At 42.4% G+C, this 17817-nt stretch carries 20 protein-coding genes; 10 read left to right on the plus strand and 10 right to left on the minus strand.

Features of this window, described 5'->3' with window-relative positions:
• The first annotated feature begins 109 nt into the window (after window positions 1-109).
• The gene (locus F0316_RS05140; RefSeq protein WP_001039501.1) at window positions 110-505 is read left to right on the plus strand and encodes a thiol-disulfide oxidoreductase DCC family protein; all 396 of its coding nucleotides are present in this window, start codon (window positions 110-112) and stop codon (window positions 503-505) included.
• 125 nt (window positions 506-630) lie between these two features.
• Window positions 631-1104 carry a LabA-like NYN domain-containing protein gene (locus F0316_RS05145; protein ID WP_149560257.1) on the plus strand — a complete coding sequence of 158 codons (474 nt, stop codon included), beginning with the start codon at window positions 631-633 and terminating at the stop codon, window positions 1102-1104.
• Here the strand turns inward: F0316_RS05145 and F0316_RS05150 are convergent.
• A complete protein-coding gene (locus F0316_RS05150; RefSeq protein WP_001080337.1) occupies window positions 1096-1299 on the minus strand; it encodes a DUF2986 domain-containing protein in 204 nt (67 codons plus the stop codon). The two genes, F0316_RS05145 and F0316_RS05150, sit on opposite strands and share 9 nt — an antisense overlap.
• Window positions 1300-1928: 629 nt before the next feature.
• Between F0316_RS05150 and F0316_RS05155 the strand changes: the two genes are divergently transcribed.
• The gene (locus F0316_RS05155) at window positions 1929-2129 is read left to right on the plus strand and encodes a helix-turn-helix transcriptional regulator (RefSeq protein WP_001293720.1); all 201 of its coding nucleotides are present in this window, start codon (window positions 1929-1931) and stop codon (window positions 2127-2129) included.
• Window positions 2130-2208: 79 nt separating this feature from the next.
• Here F0316_RS05155 and F0316_RS05160 read toward each other — a convergent pair whose 3' ends face one another.
• Window positions 2209-3231, minus strand: a complete 1023-nt coding sequence (locus F0316_RS05160) for a ribbon-helix-helix protein, CopG family (protein WP_000405480.1) — start codon at window positions 3229-3231, stop codon at window positions 2209-2211.
• 360 nt (window positions 3232-3591) lie between these two features.
• Here F0316_RS05160 and F0316_RS05165 point away from each other — a divergent pair, with 360 nt between their 5' ends.
• On the plus strand, window positions 3592-4233 hold the full coding sequence (locus F0316_RS05165; protein WP_071181131.1) for an inovirus Gp2 family protein: 642 nt from the start codon (window positions 3592-3594) through the stop codon (window positions 4231-4233).
• Window positions 4234-4267: 34 nt separating this feature from the next.
• Here F0316_RS05165 and F0316_RS05170 read toward each other — a convergent pair whose 3' ends face one another.
• From F0316_RS05170 to radC, 4 genes are all read right to left on the minus strand, one after another.
• Complete coding sequence (locus F0316_RS05170; protein WP_142614045.1) at window positions 4268-5254, minus strand: GTPase family protein; 987 nt, start codon at window positions 5252-5254, stop codon at window positions 4268-4270.
• Between the two features lie 102 nt (window positions 5255-5356).
• Complete coding sequence (locus tag F0316_RS05175) at window positions 5357-5803, minus strand: DUF2787 domain-containing protein (protein WP_000065403.1); 447 nt, start codon at window positions 5801-5803, stop codon at window positions 5357-5359.
• A 50-nt stretch (window positions 5804-5853) separates the two neighbouring features.
• Window positions 5854-6282: a DUF2787 family protein gene (locus F0316_RS05180; RefSeq protein WP_142608994.1), complete on the minus strand. Its 429-nt coding sequence runs from the start codon at window positions 6280-6282 to the stop codon at window positions 5854-5856.
• On the minus strand, window positions 6279-6755 hold the full coding sequence (gene radC, locus F0316_RS05185; RefSeq protein WP_148532080.1) for a RadC family protein: 477 nt from the start codon (window positions 6753-6755) through the stop codon (window positions 6279-6281). The genes F0316_RS05180 and radC overlap by 4 nt, the downstream gene beginning before the upstream one ends.
• 143 nt (window positions 6756-6898) lie before the next feature.
• Between radC and F0316_RS05190 the strand changes: the two genes are divergently transcribed.
• Complete coding sequence (locus F0316_RS05190) at window positions 6899-7075, plus strand: AlpA family transcriptional regulator (RefSeq protein WP_001211490.1); 177 nt, start codon at window positions 6899-6901, stop codon at window positions 7073-7075.
• 147 nt (window positions 7076-7222) lie between these two features.
• Here the strand turns inward: F0316_RS05190 and F0316_RS05195 are convergent, their stop codons facing one another.
• The 4 genes from F0316_RS05195 to F0316_RS05210 all read right to left on the minus strand — a co-directional run bounded on the left by F0316_RS05195 (window position 7223) and on the right by F0316_RS05210 (window position 12704).
• Window positions 7223-9568 carry a sialidase family protein gene (locus F0316_RS05195; RefSeq protein WP_172625963.1) on the minus strand — a complete coding sequence of 782 codons (2346 nt, stop codon included), beginning with the start codon at window positions 9566-9568 and terminating at the stop codon, window positions 7223-7225.
• Window positions 9569-9990: 422 nt separating this feature from the next.
• Complete coding sequence (gene nagA / locus F0316_RS05200) at window positions 9991-11127, minus strand: N-acetylglucosamine-6-phosphate deacetylase (protein WP_001185232.1); 1137 nt, start codon at window positions 11125-11127, stop codon at window positions 9991-9993.
• 3 nt (window positions 11128-11130) lie between these two features.
• Window positions 11131-11994, minus strand: a complete 864-nt coding sequence (locus tag F0316_RS05205; protein WP_149560259.1) for an N-acetylmannosamine kinase — start codon at window positions 11992-11994, stop codon at window positions 11131-11133.
• Window positions 11982-12704 (minus strand): putative N-acetylmannosamine-6-phosphate 2-epimerase, encoded by a 723-nt coding sequence (locus F0316_RS05210; RefSeq protein ID WP_001891368.1) that lies wholly within the window; start codon window positions 12702-12704, stop codon window positions 11982-11984. Before F0316_RS05210 ends, F0316_RS05205 begins: the two co-directional genes overlap by 13 nt.
• A 214-nt stretch (window positions 12705-12918) precedes the next feature.
• On the opposite strand from F0316_RS05210, the gene siaP reads away from it, so the two are divergent.
• The 5 genes from siaP (at window position 12919) to F0316_RS05240 (ending at window position 17647) form a co-directional block, all read left to right on the plus strand.
• A complete protein-coding gene (siaP, locus tag F0316_RS05220; protein WP_000849286.1) occupies window positions 12919-13884 on the plus strand; it encodes a sialic acid TRAP transporter solute-binding subunit SiaP in 966 nt (321 codons plus the stop codon).
• A 50-nt stretch (window positions 13885-13934) separates the two neighbouring features.
• Window positions 13935-14456, plus strand: a complete 522-nt coding sequence (siaQ, locus tag F0316_RS05225) for a sialic acid TRAP transporter small permease SiaQ (protein WP_149560260.1) — start codon at window positions 13935-13937, stop codon at window positions 14454-14456.
• Window positions 14457-14463: 7 nt separating this feature from the next.
• Window positions 14464-15747, plus strand: coding sequence for a sialic acid TRAP transporter large permease SiaM (siaM, locus tag F0316_RS05230; protein ID WP_149560261.1), 1284 nt, complete (start codon window positions 14464-14466; stop codon window positions 15745-15747).
• A 38-nt stretch (window positions 15748-15785) separates the two neighbouring features.
• The gene (locus F0316_RS05235; RefSeq protein WP_149560262.1) at window positions 15786-16682 is read left to right on the plus strand and encodes a dihydrodipicolinate synthase family protein; all 897 of its coding nucleotides are present in this window, start codon (window positions 15786-15788) and stop codon (window positions 16680-16682) included.
• A 128-nt stretch (window positions 16683-16810) separates the two neighbouring features.
• Window positions 16811-17647: a MurR/RpiR family transcriptional regulator gene (locus F0316_RS05240; protein WP_001052934.1), complete on the plus strand. Its 837-nt coding sequence runs from the start codon at window positions 16811-16813 to the stop codon at window positions 17645-17647.
• Window positions 17648-17817 lie beyond the last annotated feature (170 nt).

The following is a 17817-nucleotide window of genomic DNA, read 5'->3' on the forward strand; positions in this document are numbered from 1 at the left end:
TGAGCGTTTATACGGTCAAAGGGATTGAGCGATCATGCGGTAATGGGATTGATCCTCGAAAAGAGAGTGTGCGTAACAGATTGCAATGATGAATCTGAGGTCAATAGCCATGAATAAGCCAGATCTGGTGATCTTTTTTGATGGACAATGTCCGCTCTGTTGTAACGAGATGCGCGCATTAAAAACGGCGGATCACCAAGCGCGAATTTTGCTGGTGGATGTGCATGATACGGATACGATGTCCTGCTACCCATCGATCGATAAACAACGTGCATTGTCTATCTTGCACGGTATCGATCAGCAAGGACAACTTTTATATGGCTTAGACGTGACAGTGCTTGCATGGCGTTTGGTCAACCGACATCGCTGGCTTTTCATTACTCGTCTGCCGATTTTAAAGGGGATCAGTGATCGAATGTATCTCCTGTTTGCCAAACACAGAATGCGCCTCTCGCGCTGGTTTGGCCAAACCCAATGCCAAGAGGGGGTTTGTCAAAAGAAATAGATTTGGTGACTTTACCTCCTAACTACAGCCCCCCCTAATAGCTTATATATGAATTGATTTTTAAATAACGGTGTAGAATAAGTGCGGCGTTGAGCCTTGAATCAAGAATAACTAAGTAGGAATCAATGGAAAAAATTGCCATTTTGGTGGATGTACAAAACGTGTATTACACCTGCCGCGAGCAATATGGCCGGCACTTTGATTACAATCAGTTTTGGTCGCAAGTGACACAAAATCGTACGGTAGTGAAAGCCAATGCCTATGCGATTGCCAGTAAAGATCCGCAGCAGAGGCAATTTCATCATATTTTACGAGGGGTTGGCTTTGAGGTGATGCTAAAACCTTTTATCCAGCGCAGTGATGGTAGCGCGAAAGGGGATTGGGATGTCGGGATTGCCCTTGATGGCTATGAATTAGCTCAGGAGGTGGATACCGTGGTGCTCGTCTCTGGGGATGGTGATTTTGAGCCTTTGGTGACCAGAATTGCGCAACGCTTTCAGGTTAAGGTGGAAGTGTATGGCGTGCCGAAACTGACCGCGCAACATTTAATCGATGTTGCCAGTCAATTTCACCCGATTGAGCATCGTCTATTACTGTAATGCGCTATTGCTCAGCGAGGGCTCAGTAGGGTTTGCATCGCTGGTTCCAAGTTCGGGATTCGCTTCTTGTTCTGCCGCGAGTTTAGCCCGCTCCGCTTTAGAAATATAACGAGGCTTGTTGCTCGGGTGCAATTTCGCATGTTGCTTTTTAAGGCGTTTTTGTAATGTCTGATTAATTTTCTTTTTACGGTTCATCGGGTTGTGCTCGAAACAGGATGATTAGGGAGTTTCCCTGCGATTGGGCACTGCCGCTGTGTTGGTACAATGCTCAGTCGTTTGGGTATAGATAGCAAAAAAGACGCCCTAAGGCGTCTTTTTCTTGAATGTGGCGGGAGTGAGACCGCACACTTTCTAAGTTAACGCTTTGATTTATATTAATTTTAAATTTTACATTTGTGGCTAGTATTACCATAGGTATTACTTTGTGCATGACTTGACAATCATGCACAAAAATTTTTCCCCTTTGATGATTCTCATGCCGCTATTGCAATGCTCTTCTCACTCTTTCTAGAGATACCTGCATTTTCGGTGTCAGCTTTTCTACTCTACCGTCATCGCAGGATTAGCAACGATTCTAGCGCAGGAGTTTATCATTGTTTCAGTAGTTACCCTAGAGCTCTCCTTGCTTTAAGTGGTTGCGGTGTTAGCTATGCTTCATTTGTAACAACTACACCAATTATCTATCTTGATGGGAGAGTATGAGTACAACCTCTTGCTCTAACCGTATATACAACTCCAAGTGGTTGATAGGCAATTGCACCTAATAAAAAACTATTCAGACATATGTCATTTTCTTGCAACTAACCAACCTGATAGGTGTCAATATGTCAGAGAACAACATTCGTTTGATCCGCTTTCGAGAAGTGCTAACTATGACTGGTTTGTCTCGCTCTAGTTTGTACCGATTTATTGAAGAAAACCAGTTCCCGCCCCAAGTTCAACTGGGTGGTCGCGCTGTAGCTTGGGTAGAAGGCGAGGTGCAGGAGTGGATTGCTCAACGGATCACCAATCGTCGAGTGGATTAATAACATTTATTTTAATGATCCTTAAGCCTGCTTTCATTAATGAAAGCAGGCTTAACAATGGATAATCATAATTACTAGATTAATGCTTGGATTTATTTATTTTTTCAATAGCTAACTCAATGAGTTGGCTTTTTGTTAATTTTGAATCAGCGCATAACTTATTAATTTTTTTCTCTATTTCTTTATCTACTCGTAAATTTATTGATTTCTTATCTTTTACACTAAGCCTATATTTTTGTTGAGACCAAGATCTTTTCATTTTTTCTATGAAATAGTCTTTACTTCCAATTTTTGATATGTGCTCATTTTTTTGCCATAAATCTAGAATAGATATACATGTATGATATTTTGAATCTAGATCTTCATTGTTTATAAACCAGAGCTCAATATTACTTTTTCTATAATATTCAATTATCCAATCTATTTGATCTTCATTGCTTTTATCTATCCAGTTGTGATTGTTATTTTTTAACGCATTGCTCCATGCGGATTTTAAAAAATCCAATTGTGTTATGGCTTTATTTTTATCTAGTGATATGAAGTAAAGAATGATATGCTCATAGATAGTTTCCAAGTTATGAATCACAGTTGGATTAAAATGACTAAACATTAATTTATATTGCTCCGAGCATTTTTTATTTATTATTTTACCCTCGATTACATATTCATGATAGTTATATGCTTGATGTATAAGTGTGTTAATGTCATCGCAAAAAACGATCATAAATAGTATGTAGTAGCATTGTCTTTGATTGTCTTTTAATATCCATTCTATATCAGATTCGGTTATTTTTTCTTTCATTCTTTTGTTTTTTAATTGATTTTCTATTTCTTTTTTTAAAATGGCCTTTGTTTCTGGAGTGTTTTCTGTTAAATAAATTTGCTTAATGATAAGTGATTCATAAATTTCTTTTTCTATAAAATTATATTTTGATTGAATGGCGGTTGTGTCATTTTCTATATTGAATACCTTTTTATTTAAACTGAATTCTTGAGTATTGTTATTTTTTAATAGCAAATAGTATACGATTAACTCAAATTTGCTGTTTAAAATAGTCTTATATATGTCACGTTCTAAAATTCTCTTTGGCTGTATTTCCATTTTTTACCTACTATGTAGATTTTTAGTCTATAAATGATATTTTTTATGTCGATTTTATGTCGATTTTATGTCGATTTATTGTAGGTTGTTTTCTTGGCTAACCTTTGAGGTTATTAAATTTATGCGATGAAGTGAGCATTTTTTGTGTGGTGAAACTCTCTGCGTTGATTTTTGACGCTGCGGTAATGTTTTTCCAGAGTGGCAGAACGTGACATTGTCTCTAGATGTGCATTGGTACAGAAGGCGGGTAGCTAAGGTAATGAGTTCGATTATGTTGGTATAGTAATATAGGTCTAGTAAGCACATTAAAAATAACAAGGTGGTTATCTTCTATGAACAAGTTAACAATAGAGGTGACTAATGAAACGTTTAATTCAAAATCCAAACCTAACTCTTTTCTATGACGAGAGATTTTTATCTAATCCTGTCATTAAAGAACATGCTCCATTATGCAAGGAATATTTGATTGCTATTAAGGATGTTTTAGATATTTCTTTATCTGAATATAATCGAGTTTACGTGCAGAGAATTGATCTTAGATACCCTAGCTATTATACAGGACATAATTGTGGCGATATTTCTAGGTTTTTTTCTTCGTTAAAAGCAAAAATAAAACATGACTTAAAAACAAAGGGTAAGGTTGGTAAATGTACTTTAAGATACGTTTGGGTAAGGGAGCAATTAAGTTCAGGGAATCCTCATTACCATGTGGCATTATTTCTTAATAAAGATGTTTACTTTTGTTTGGGGGATATTACTAAGGATAGTGATAATTTTTCTTCAATGATAAAAGCAGCGTGGGCAAGTGCTTTAGGTATTGAATACTTTGAGGTGAAAAGTAGTGTGCATTTCCCAAGTAACTCTACTTATTACATTTATAAGGGGAAAGATCCTTATCAAGAGGAATACCGACAGTGTTTTTATCGCTTGAGCTACTTGGCTAAAATTGATACAAAAATCTATTCGAATGGATTAAAAAATCTCTCGACTAGTCGAAAATAAAAAAAAGAGGCGAGCCTCTTTTTAATGGTTACATTTAAAACCCAAATGTATATCGTAAACCACCGAAAAATAGACCAGCGACAGAGCCTACGACTTTACCTAGGATCTCGCCTGGTTTTCCGAAAATAGATCCGATATCGGAGCCAATAGATGCGCCTTGTAAAGTTGTTTCTACAATGGCTTCCCAAAGGCTTAAGGTGGTTTTTTTATTGTAATCGCTGGCATCGTTATCTTTCCAATTATCTGCATCATTGGAAATGGTACGATTTGCCAGCATTACTCGTTTATTGTTTGGTAGTATTTCGACAATGGTATAAAGCAATTTTGATAGGTTGTAAGGCCTCTGGCGATTGACTCCATCACTGTAGCCCGCCACAAAGTAAAGAGTCTTCACATTTATCTGTGTGGCTTTATGTATACGTCTTGCTATCGAGTTTTGTTGTTTCTCCAGAAATGCCTTAGCCTTGTCTGTTGGTAGATTGTCGCTGTAGTTCCATGATTCAGGTCCTTTTAATGCAACGTCCGCTTGATTCACCGCAACGATGAGCCGTTTTTCGGCTTCATCGCCTAATTGCGGAATAACAATGTCATTGATGAGTCTCAATGGTGTTCCCAGATCGCGAGAGCCGCCATCAAGTATCACGAGAACTAAATCAATGACCAACTGACCATGGTCATCTCGTTTGTTGAGAAGCTGTTTAATGGCCTGTACGTGTTTTTTATCCTCATCGATCCCATCTCCAAGCCCTGGAGTGTCCCATAGCACGAGATTATTTAGGTGGTAACACTGAACAGATTCCGTGTGCGGATCACTATCGATGCCGACTTGGGCAACCGTCATGTCAAATAGAGCGTTTATGGTGGAGCTTTTTCCAGAGCCTGTGGAACCAGTGATAAGAATATTCAGTGATGCTTTGCGAAGGAAAGATAAGTTACTCAGTAACTTATCTTTCGTGGTTGAATCTAACGAGTTGTGAAGAATGTTAGTTTCTAGAGTTGAGAATAAATCAGTGGTTTTCATTGTTGTGGATCCTCTTTCAATGTTGAGATGATGAACTTGGAGAGCGCGGAGCCCCAGAGCATGGTGATTATCTTTATGAACCTGTCGGTTTTTTTGATGGAACTAAGGAGCCGAGGTTAATGAAATGTCATCAAAAGCTTCTGTTGCGACATAGGCGAGAAAGTTACTCTCCCATAACTGGTAGAGCTCTCGAGCATCACGGTTACCTACGATAGGATGCCAACCGTGATAGGCGGTGAAGAAATCCCCACGCTGGAAATCAAAATCCAAACAGCGTTCTAGCTCAGGAAAGTGGTTACCGACATAAGCAAAATCCGTGATGTATTCAATGCTCCATTGGCCGTCACTAGACTGACTCAGTGCAATTTCTACCGGATGAAAACCGCCATCTTCGGCACTGTAAGAACTGTCTCGAAAGTTCATGACAACCTCTTTGCTGGTGGCCTGAACTTCACTTTTTGCTTGATGTTCAGAAAGTATGTTAGCGAGTAGGGCATGAAACGGTTTGGAAATGGGAAGGTGGGTGGGTTTGAACAAAATGTTAGACATGGTTATGCCTCCTACAAAAATAAGATTCGATTAAGAAGAATCGCCTTGGGTTAGCGAATCATGGTGAGTTGAATATCTTGCAACGCTTGTTTGGCAAGGTGGTGCTCAAATGCGGAGCACCAGCTATAAAACAGGTCTAGCACTGCTGGTTGAGCTAAATCAGCAGAACCGGCATCAGGCTGGTAACACCAACGGTTAGCAAGGTGAAAGTAGAGCTCGACATCCAACGAGTCATGCCTGTCATTCTGATAAGAAAAACTGGCGATAAACGCGATGAACCACAGGGACTCGTTGTTTTCTCGCTTGAACTGTATTTCGACCGGATGTAGGCCCTGTCGAGAGCGGTAATAGTTTGGATCTCGACAGTTGAGGACTATTCGTTCTGCCTCTTGTGGGATGTCAAAACGGCGAAGTATCGCGCTCAGCGCATGACAAAAGCTGTCTGCAAGCTGAATCTCTTGATAGCGTTTCACAATCATAGCCAGCCCCTTTCTGTAAATGACACACTGCTTTTGCCAACGACCACATGGTCCAGCACACGAATATCGACCAGTGATAAGGCGTCTTTTAAGCGCTGAGTAATACGCCTATCGGCTTGTGAAGGCTCCGGATCGCCAGAGGGGTGGTTATGGGCAAAGATCACCGCTGCTGCGTTAACGTTTAGTGCCTCCTTTAGCACCTCTCTTGGGTAGACACTGGCGGCATCGACCGTACCGCGAAATAGCTCCTTAAATTCAATTAGCCGATGCTGGTTATCCAAAAACAGTACGGCAAACATTTCGTGCTCATATCCAGCAAGTTTACAGCGCAAGTATTCCGTGGTGTTTTCCGTACGTGCAAAGGTTTCACCGCGCACATAACGCTGTTCAAGGATCTCTGCTGCTTCTTCCAGTACTCGATGCTCATAAGCTCGTTGCGAGAGTAGATAGCGGTGGCGAGGAAAATGAGTCATAGCCTGCTCCTTAACAATAGTGGGAAGGTTCACAGTGATGACATATATCTAAATTGGCTTTGAATATAGGTAAGGGGCTGATTTAACTATTTTTTACAAAGTCAGTTCATCCCATGGGACAACAAGACATAGGAGAACATCCCATGAGATTTCTGAAACTAAAAGAAGTAATGGAAAAGACCGCACTAAGCCGTTCAGCAATTTACCGCAAAATGAATGATGGCGAGTTTCCACAGTCGGTGAGCTTGGGAGAAAGGGCTATTGCCTGGGTGGAAAGCGAAGTGGATGAGTGGATGGACTTTTGTCTTAAACAGCGATGATGGCGTGATTATACATGCGTCATGTACTATAGCTGAGAGTGTAAGGTGCCTGATTTGTCAATTTGAGTACTGGTTTGAAACGGTTGACGAGAAATAAGCTGATAGCATCATTTGATGTGCTATCAGCTTTAAGATGTTAAGCTGCTCTTAGTTTTGCGATAAGGTCAGCTTCTGTTTTAGCAATATGATAGGCAGACGAAGAATTCGCATATTTGAATTATCCGTTTCAACAATGACAATCGCATTTTCCGAATCCAACTGATAAATATCTGAATACGCCGATGCACCATTGACGAGTTGAATTGGCCCTTTCCATGTCAAGCCTTCATCAAAGCTAAACCATAAGCCTAGATTCTGCCTGCCATTGGTTCCAGCAGGATTACCTTGTGGGTTGGTAAAGAGTAAGAAATGGCTACCGTCACGTTGCTCGAACCGAGTAATAGAGGCATCAACAGTACCGGTGCTGATATTGTTGAAGACGCTGGCGTTGTTACCCTCTAGCATGTTCCATGTGATCCCACCATCTTTACTCAAGAATTGCTGGCGTGGGCCATAGTTCACACCATTGACGGTCTGGTTGAAATCAAGGCGTGCAGTGAGCAGTAAATCACCGTTTTGGAGTTCCACCATATCAGATTCACTAGGTTCGAGAGTTTCTAGGATACTTGAACTCTTCCAGCGAAAGGGGATAGGAAGTGTTGAACCGGTTTGCCAGTTTGAACCGCCATCGTCACTGTAAATAGACATGACGTTCAGGAAGAAACGATCAAGCACAATCGCTGGGTAGATCAAGCGGCCGTTTTGGCTGCCACTGATATTTTGTTGTCGAGCAAGAGTGATACCATGACCCGGTCCCGGATTGACGCTGGCATTCCCATACAAACTCATGGTGTTGCCAGTTTTAATTTTTGTCCAACCAAGCTTTTCAAGATCTTTCTCTACTTCAGGGGTTTGCTGTGCCAAATAGAAAGCATCAAACTCCACGAGGTTATGGCCTTGCTGTGTGAGAACAATTTTTTGCACATGCAGTCTGCCGTCAATTTGGGCATCCGCATTACCAAACTGAATGTTGTTCTCCTGCGATACTTCGCCAGCCCAAGTTGTGATTGGCTGACCATCCACGAATAACGTTGTGGTGTGGTTTAACGCCGAATATTGAAGTTCGTAGTCATGGAAAGAGTGTACCTTTGCGTGTTCAGATTGCAGGATAATCGGAGCACTAACACCGTTTAGATTAGCGACTAGGCTACCTGATTCATCAATACTCAGTGTGACAACATATTTTCGGCTACCATCGGCAACTTGTATCTGGTTCGCTGCACCATCAACAATTCGGATCTTAGCGTTTGATTGCCAGTCTTGCTGGCTATTTAGGCTGGTATTTCGGCGATACAGCTCTGAGCCACCCCAACCAGCGATCTGGAAACTGCGTTCTTTCACCTGATCGGTAACATCGATAGGCGCTTGCCAGTTCCCTGACGCAACATCATAGACGCTGTAAAAAATACCGTTTGGCATCCATGGTTTTATTTGATCTCCATTTTGAGCGGCATCGGTCGGCCATCGAGCGTAAGAGACAAGAACCGTGTTGGTGGAAGGATCATAGATAGGCCGAGGATCCGAGAAATCAAACTCATCACTGACATTGATTTGCTCAGTGAGGTTGAGCTCTGTATCCCAAGTTATGCCGCCATCTCGTGAGGTACGAGTGATGATGTCATTGGTATTACTCAGAGCACCGGGGTCGCCACCGCCCACACGTTTCTCTGCAAACGCGGTTACAACCCCTGGAGTTACGCTACTTGCCACAATGGATGGTATACGGTCTGGGCCTCTGAAGATAACGTCGCCTTGAATTTCAAACTTAATATCACGATAGGCGGCGACACCATCCGTATTTGATGAGCCATTCCCCCATACGATCATATTTTGTTTTGATGCAGTCGGCTGGATGTTGTCACGAATGAGTTTGCCATCGAAGTAAAAGCTAGCGGATGGGTTACTTCCAGGAAGGAATACCAATTCAAATTTATGATATTCCGTTGCTGCTGTGCCGGTTGCCAAAATGGTGCGTCCAGTTTGCCCTTCAAACTCAACAACTAAGTTACCACTGCTGTCTAATGAAATGATGGGTAAGACACGCTGAGTGCCGTTGGCGTAGTAGTTTGTGATCATTCCACCACTGAGCACTTTCATTTCTGTCGTCATTCGCCAACCGAAACTTGATGCTTGGGCATGTTGATTAGTAGAGAGAGAATATGTCCATTGAGCTCTCCCTCCATTACCTTGCACCAACCAAGCGGGCATTCCATCTGCATTAGTTAAAACGCCACTGCCATTATTCGTGTTGTCTTGCATCCACCCCTGTTTGGCTGGGCTGTCAAACTCAGTATCACCCGTTGCGTTATAGTCAAAAAGTGCGGCGTTTGAGCTTGTCGCCATACCGAACATAGCAAGCATTAAAGCGGTTTTCTTTACGTTTTTGAAACGCATATCTACTCCCTTTATATTAGAATCTGTTTCCTTGTGAATCGATGCTCTTCTTCGTTGTGAAGTCATCTTGATTGACAAGTCTCCATCGAATGTAAGGCTTGGAAACGTTCACATTTCCAGCTGTAGATTCGCATTAAAAAATATTTTCTTCATGAACTGCGATCGCAAAAAAAATAATTTCCATAAATGTTTTTGTGTGTTGCTTAAGCAATGAGACATCAACATGTTGCGGTTCTGTTCGTACTTAGATGTGTGTAGTTGGGTTAGAGGAGGCTACTGAAGTAGGAATAGAAGTGACGGAAGTACAGTTAATGCCTAAAGGCATATAGATTTTTTGGGAAGAGCTATTCCAATGATCTCTACTGAACATTGGAATAGTAAACGATCTGGTCAATAACGGATTGGCATGTTTGATTGGTAGCTCAGTTGTAGAGCACGCCTTCACTGACTACAGCCAAACTTTCATATTTGGAGTTTAATACAGTGGCGGCGGCTCGATAATTGGGTTTTAGTTGCCCTAAATCATCACAATGGATTGCTTGAGCCGGATAAGACGAGGCCATTCTTAGTGCTTCATCTTCCGCGATTCCCCAACGAATAACATTGGCAACCGATTCATCCATCCCGATGTGTGCTCCCGCAAGGTTGCCTCGGCTATTAACCAGTTTATTATCGATGACGCGAATGGTTTCCCCATCCAATTCAAACCGGTTAGTCACACTGCCAAGGCTAGCCATGGCATCGGTAACAATAAGAAGTTTGTCTTCAGGTTTGATTCGCTTAGCGAGTAAAAAGCTTTGTGGATGGACATGAATTCCATCAGTAATGACCGAACACCAAGCATGATCAGTATTCAATGCTGTGCCGACAACTCCGGGTTCACGACTCTCAAAAGGCGACATGGCATTAAATAAGTGGGTAAATCCATCAATGAGAGCTAACTTCTCAGTGGTTAATTGGGCTGTAGTGGCATTACTGTGACCACACGAGAGAGTAACATGATGATCCTTTAACCACTTTAGAGAATCGATGGAGAGGTTTTCAGCCGCGACCGTTACAAGAACTTTGCCTTTGGTTGGCCAGTGAAACTGTGAAAGTTGCTCGGGTGTTGGGGAATAAAAAAGAGCTGAGTTATGAGCACCTTTCTTTTCTGGGTTTAACCAAGGCCCCTCTAAGTGAATACCCAATACCCCCGAGACTTTATTTTCGATTGCAGCTTGAATGGCATCAAGTGCATGGTTGATGTGTTCCGGTGTGGCACTGATTAAGGTTGGGAGCAGATAGGCGGTTCCGTGAGTTCTGTGTGCTCGGCAGATCGAATCAATACCCGCAAGAGTCATGTCATTATTGAACATGACATCGCTACCGCCATTAACTTGTAAGTCAATGAATCCCGGAGCGATCAATGCACCATCAAAGTGTTGATGTTCAATATCCGCCGTCAGAGACTCAACAGGAACAATGGAGTGAATGTGTGAACCCTCCCAAACCATTGCCGCATTCTCGTAATACTGAACTCCATCAAAAAGCCGTGTGGCTGAAATTGCCTTTAATGCCATTGTTTACTCCTTAAATTGAAATGCTGCTCCGAGTAGGCAAGCATCATAATCGCCATGAGCAGGAGTGACAGGGATATGAAATACGGATGGCCTAGATTGAATAGCTTTGTTGAGGCGCTCAAGGTAGCCTTCTGCGAGACCAACTCCACCACCCAAAACAATAATATCCAGATCTAAGCATGCTTTAAGATTACAGCATAATGTGGCTACTGCTTGCACACTTCGATTGATGATCGCTTCTGCTTTCGGGTTGAATGCTGCTTGTTTAAATAACTCAATATTACTTACAGCCTCGGTAAAAATGGCTTCGCTCTCTCTTTGAATCGCGTTACCTGAAGCCATGGATTCAACACAACCTCGCTGGCCACATCCGCATAATGGACCTTCAATGGCCACCGACATGTGACCTATGTGTCCCGCTAAACCTGTGTTTCCTTTGTGCAGCTTGCCATCAATGATGATTCCGCCACCAACCCCTGTTGAAACCGTAATAAAAGCCATATTTAAGCTAGGATTTTTTAACTGTACAAATTCAAACCATGCCGCGGCCTGAGCATCATTAAGAATGGAGACTGGTTTATTAGTGAGTTGTTCTAGCGTTTGAGCTAATGGAAAAGGCACTGGGAAATTAAGAGTCTCAGGATTTATAGATGTGACGCCTTCTGGCGTTACATAACCCGTCGTTGATACGCCTACATAATCGATAGAAGGGAGCCATTCAGTGACCTTTTCGAGAATCGCTTGAACAAACTTGGTGACGTCCTGCACCACAGGCGTTGCCATCTGGTAACGCTGTATGATCGTACCTTCTTTTACAATCGCTAATGCTATTTTTGTTCCGCCGATATCGATGGCTAGTGTGCGCATTTCCTTTCTCCCGCAGCTTGGGTTGCGTTATTGAACCATTGAGTAACCACTTCTAATCGAGTCAATGCAGAACCAACCGTTACGGCAACGGCACCAGACTCAATAGCTTTCGCTGCTAACTCAGGCGTATTGTATCGACCTTCCGCCATGGTAAAAAAGCCGGCTTCAGAAAACGCTTTCACAAGTTGGAAATCTGGAACCGTGGGCTCAATATCTCCGACATAACCTGACAGCGTTGATCCAACAATTTCAACACCTTGTGAATTAGCCCATAATCCATCCTCGAATGTGGAGCAATCGGCCATCGCAAAACATCCCGTGTTTTTGATTGCTTGCGCAATACGTTCTCGACTTTCAGGGCGTGTTCTATTGGTGGCATCAAAAGCAATGACCGTTGCGCCAGCATTCGCTAAGCCATCCACATCTGAAACAAAAGGGGTGATCCGAACTGGGCTATCAGGCAAGTCACGCTTAACGATACCTATAATCGGAATTGTTACTGCGGCGGATACGGCAGCCACGTTACTGACACCTTCAATGCGCAGCGCTTTTGCACCAGCTTGTTCGACGGCGATCGCCATCGCCACAATGAAATCTGTTTTATCGAGTGGGCTGCCTGTTACAGGTTGTATGGAAACGACAGTTTGGCCGTTTAAAAATCGCTTTAACTCTTCGATATTCAAAAAATTCTTTCTCACGACGGGCCTCATTTTTCTTTTCTAAAAACGTTTTTAATTCCTGACTTGATGAACAAAAGGACTCTTGTAACCAAATTTTGTTCGCCATCACACTTTGAAAAAAGGTGGTTTGAAAATAATCTCCACCGCAATGATAATTCATAACGAAGATTTTTTTCAAACGAAATAAAAGTTTTTTTTGAAAATGGTGAGACAAGGCGTAACAGGAAAGAACAAAGGGAAAAATATGAAAACCATTAATAAGATTACTATCGCAATACTTACTTTGAGTGCTGCTGCTTCTGTCAATGCTGCGACGACTTTAAAGATGGGGATGCAAGCTTCTGTGGGGTCTGTAGAGTATAACTCGGCAAAAATGCTTGCCGACACATTAGAAGAAATGAGTCAAGGAGAGATCAAACTCGCTTTGTACCCAAGCGCCCAGCTTGGTGATGATCGTGCCATGCTTCAGCAATTGACGCTGGGAGATCTCGATATAACTTATGCTGAGTTTGGTCGTATGGGGCTTTGGATACCGCGAGCAGAAGCGGTCATGCTCCCTTATGTCGCGAAAGATTTTGACCATTTACGCCGCATGTTTGAATCTGACTTTGGTCAAGGTGTTCGTGATGAAATGCTCCAGAAGTTCAACTGGCGTGCTTTGGACACTTGGTATAACGGTACCCGTGAAACCACTTCAAACCGTCCCCTCAATTCGATTGAAGATTTTAAAGGGTTAAAACTTCGAGTCCCGAATGCTAAGCAAAACCTCAACTATGCAAAGCTGTCTGGTGCCTCGCCAACCCCGATGTCATTCTCTGAAGTTTATTTAGCGCTGCAGACCAATGCCGTAGATGGGCAAGAAAACCCGTTACCAACAATTAAAACGATGAAGTTCTATGAAGTGCAAAAGAACTTAGCCATGACACATCATATCGTTAACGATCAAATGGTGATCATTTCTGAATCTACTTGGCAGAAGCTTTCTGATACGGATAAAGACATCATTCAGAAAGCCGTGCAGAAAGTGGGAGATGCTCATACACAGACCGTTAAAACCCAAGAGGAAGAATTGGTGTCCTTCTTCAAGAGTGAAGGCATCAACGTGACTTATCCGGATCTGGGGCCATTCCGAGAAGCGATGCAACCACTTTACAAGGAGTTTGACAGTAACATCGGTCAGCCGATTGTGTCGAAATTGGCAGCAATGTAAAGGGTAGGGTTCTCTGTCTCATTAAATTAGCTGGCCAGGACTGGTCAGCTATGGAGCTTAAGATGTTACGTAAGATAATTAATAATATTGAAGAAATCATTACTGTGCCTCTAATGGCGGCCTTGCTTGCTGTTTTGACTTGGCAAATTGGTACCCGTTGGCTTCTCAATGATCCTTCTTTGTGGAGTGAAGAACTTGCCCGATTACTCTTCATGTATATGTGTTTAGTGGGATGTGCTATCGCCATTAAACGAAGTTCTCACGTCAATATCACTTTTTTCTCCGACAAACTTCCTGAAAAGGCCCGCTTATCTTTAGTCCTATCGTTAGAGATTGCGGTGTTGATTTCTATCGGTGCAATCATTGTGCTCGGCTATCAACATGCCCAGCGTAATGCATTCTTTGAATTGATCACACTAGGGATCTCGAGTAGTTGGATGAATTACAGCTTACCTGTGGGTGGCGTGTTTATGGTGTTTAGACAACTCGAAAAAATCTTTAACCTTACGAAGCTACTGCTGGGTGTTCGCTCATCTGCTTCAGTGATTGATCAGCAAGTAACGGAGAGGTAATAGCACTATGGTTGGTTCAATTTTTGGTTGGTTAGGATTGTTATTTGCGGGCATGCCAGTAGGTTTTTCACTTATTTTTGTTGCATTAGCTTTCCTCATTCTCACCAATAGTACAGGGATTAATTTTGCGGCTCAGCAAATGCTGGGTGGGATCGACAACTTCACATTACTCGCTGTTCCATTTTTTGTGTTAACTGGCCATCTAATGAATAGTGCCGGTATTACAGAAAGAATCTTCAACTTCGCGAAATCTCTTGTTGGCCATATTACCGGTAGCTTAGGGCATGTAAATATCATGGCTAGCTTGTTGTTCTCTGGAATGTCTGGCTCAGCATTGGCAGATGCAGGTGGGTTAGGTCAGCTTGAAATCAAATCCATGCGTGATGCGAAGTATCACGATGATTTTGCTGGTGGATTGACAGCCGCATCTTGCATTATTGGTCCATTAGTGCCGCCATCAGTACCATTAGTGATATACGGCGTGGTTTCCAATACCTCTATTGGCGCACTATTTTTAGCGGGTGCGATACCTGGTTTACTGTGCTGTATTGCCTTGATGGTAATGAGTTATTTCATCTGCAAAAAGCGCGGATATATGACATTGCCTAAAGCGAGCCGACGTGAACAATTTAAATCACTTAAAGAAGCATTTTTATCGCTGCTGACGCCAGTCATTATCATTGGTGGGATCTTCTCTGGTAAATTTACTCCGACCGAAGCAGCTGCCGTTTCATCTCTCTACGCACTATTTTTAGGTACGGTTGTTTATAACACGCTCACGCTACAGGGTTTCATCGACATTCTGAAAGAAACGGTCAATACCACAGCCGTGGTTGCTCTGATGGTTATCGGCGTGACTGTTTTTGGGTGGATTGTGGCTCGCGAACAGTTACCACAGATGTTGGCTGATTATTTCTTAACAATCAGTGATAACCCACTCGTACTGCTTCTGTTGATCAACTTGTTGCTCCTCTTCTTGGGCACGTTTATTGAGTCATTGGCCTTGCTGTTGCTGCTCGTCCCATTCTTGGTGCCAGTGGCTTCAGCGGTGGGTATCGATCCTGTTCACTTCGGTGTCATGGCGATTCTTAACCTAATGATCGGCATTCTTACCCCACCAATGGGAATGGCTTTATACGTGGTTTCTCGAGTCGGAGATATCCCATTCCATACGCTTACGCGTGGTGTTTTACCACTACTGGTGCCGCTATTCATCGTATTGGCGCTGGTGGCGGTATTCCCTCAATTTACTCTGCTACTACCGGAATTATTCCTCGGATACGGACAGTAGTTGAACTAGCGAACTTATAGAATTTAAAGGTAAACAAAATGAAAAAATTAACAGGTTTGATTGCTGCTCCACATACGCCTTTCACAAAATATAACAAGGTTAATTTTGCGGCGATTGACCAAATTGCTGAGCTTCTGATTGAACAAGGAGTGAAAGGTGCTTATGTCTGCGGAACGACAGGTGAGGGGATCCATTGCTCTGTCGAAGAAAGAAAAGCCATTGCAGAACGTTGGGTGAAAGCCGTTGATGGGAAGTTAGATGTCATTTTACATACAGGCGCTTTAAGTATTGTTGATACCCTCAACTTGACAGAGCACGCTGAAACACTGGATATCTTTGCTACCTCCGCTATTGGCCCATGCTTTTTCAAACCGGGAAGTGTTGATGATTTAGTTGAGTATTGTGCTCAAGTTGCTGCCGCAGCTCCTTCAAAAGGTTTTTATTACTACCACTCAGGAATGTCGGGTGTGAATCTGGATTTAGAGCAGTTCTTGATTAAAGGCGAACAGCGCATTCCTAATCTTTATGGCGCAAAATTCAATCATGCTGATTTGTATGAATACCAGCGTTGCGTACGAGTATCGAATCGCAAATTTGATATTCCATTTGGTGTGGATGAGTTTTTACCTGCTGGTTTAGCCGTTGGTGCGGTAGGCGCAGTTGGTAGCACTTATAACTATGCTGCTCCATTGTATTTGAAAATCATTGAAGCATTTAACCATGGTAAACATGATGAAGTCGCAGCGTTGATGGATAAAGTGATTGCGATTATTCGAGTATTGGTCGAATACGGCGGTGTTGCGGCAGGTAAAGTTGCCATGCAGTTACATGGTATTGATACTGGGGATCCCCGCTTACCTATTCGTTCATTGAATGACAAGCAGAAAGCGGATGTGCTTGCGAAGATGCGTGATGCTGGGTTCCTGTCGATCTAAATAAAGGCTAGGGAGGAATATTCATCCTCCCTAAAAGAAGATTTAAGAACAAATTATCATGATGATGTATTAATAGATCTAGGTCTTTGGTACTTTTATGGTAGTCAAAAGAATATTAAGGACTCCAAGTGAATTTGCCTAAAAATCTGATGGTTCGATTGCGCTCGAATACCGAACCTTTGAGCAAAAAACTCAGAGTTGTTGCTGATTATGTGCTCGAAAATGCACATGAAGTTCAGTATCAGACGATCACCGATCTAGCGTTTAATACAAAGACAAGCGAAGCCACTGTAGTCAGGCTATGCCGTGATTTGGGCTACAAAGGTTATTCGGATTTTAGAATGGCATTGGCGGTTGATCTTAGTCAGTCTGCAAACCAATCTCAGCCCAAAATGGATGGCGATATTTGCGAAGTTTCTGCGCAAAGCGCGGTAGATAGTTTAATGGATACTGCAAAACTGATAGACAGAGCTGCCTTAAATAGAATATGTGAGTTGGTTCATGGCGCTAAGTTTATTGGGTGTGTTGGTGTGGGAGCATCCAGTATCGTCGGTCGCTATTTGGCGTACCGATTAGTGAGAATAGGTAAAAAAGCCATCATGTATGAAGATACACACTTGGCGGCAATGAGTGCTGGACAGAGTGTTGTCGGGGATGCATGGTTTGCAATATCGAGCTCAGGGTCTACAAAAGAGGTGGTTCATGCGGCCACCCAGGCTCATCAACGCGGTGTGCCAGTTGTATCTCTTACGAATATTAGCCATAGCCCACTTTCTTCGATTTCAGATGAAATGTTAGTGGCTGCAAGGCCTGAAGGCCCTCTCACTGGCGGTGCTTTTTCTTCTAAAGTTGGTGCTTTATTGCTTGTTGATGTATTGATTAACACACTTTTAGATGTATATCCTGAATATTCAGCCTCCGTATTTGGTACTGCGGAAGTGGTTTTACCTTTAATGGATAGTTAAGCAGTATTTAACAAGTTTGAAACCCATCAGGATATCGATGGGTTTTTTTAGCATATTTCATGAAGATAATTTTTACTTTTATTAACGGAAAAGAAATTAATCTTCAAAATGAGATGTTAAAGTTCAGTTTCTCATTGAACACCTGACCAAAGTATGGATATTAATAAGGA

Origin of the sequence: Vibrio cholerae (assembly GCF_008369605.1) — a bacterium.
In the GTDB taxonomy this organism is placed as follows: Bacteria; Pseudomonadota; Gammaproteobacteria; order Enterobacterales; family Vibrionaceae; genus Vibrio; species Vibrio cholerae.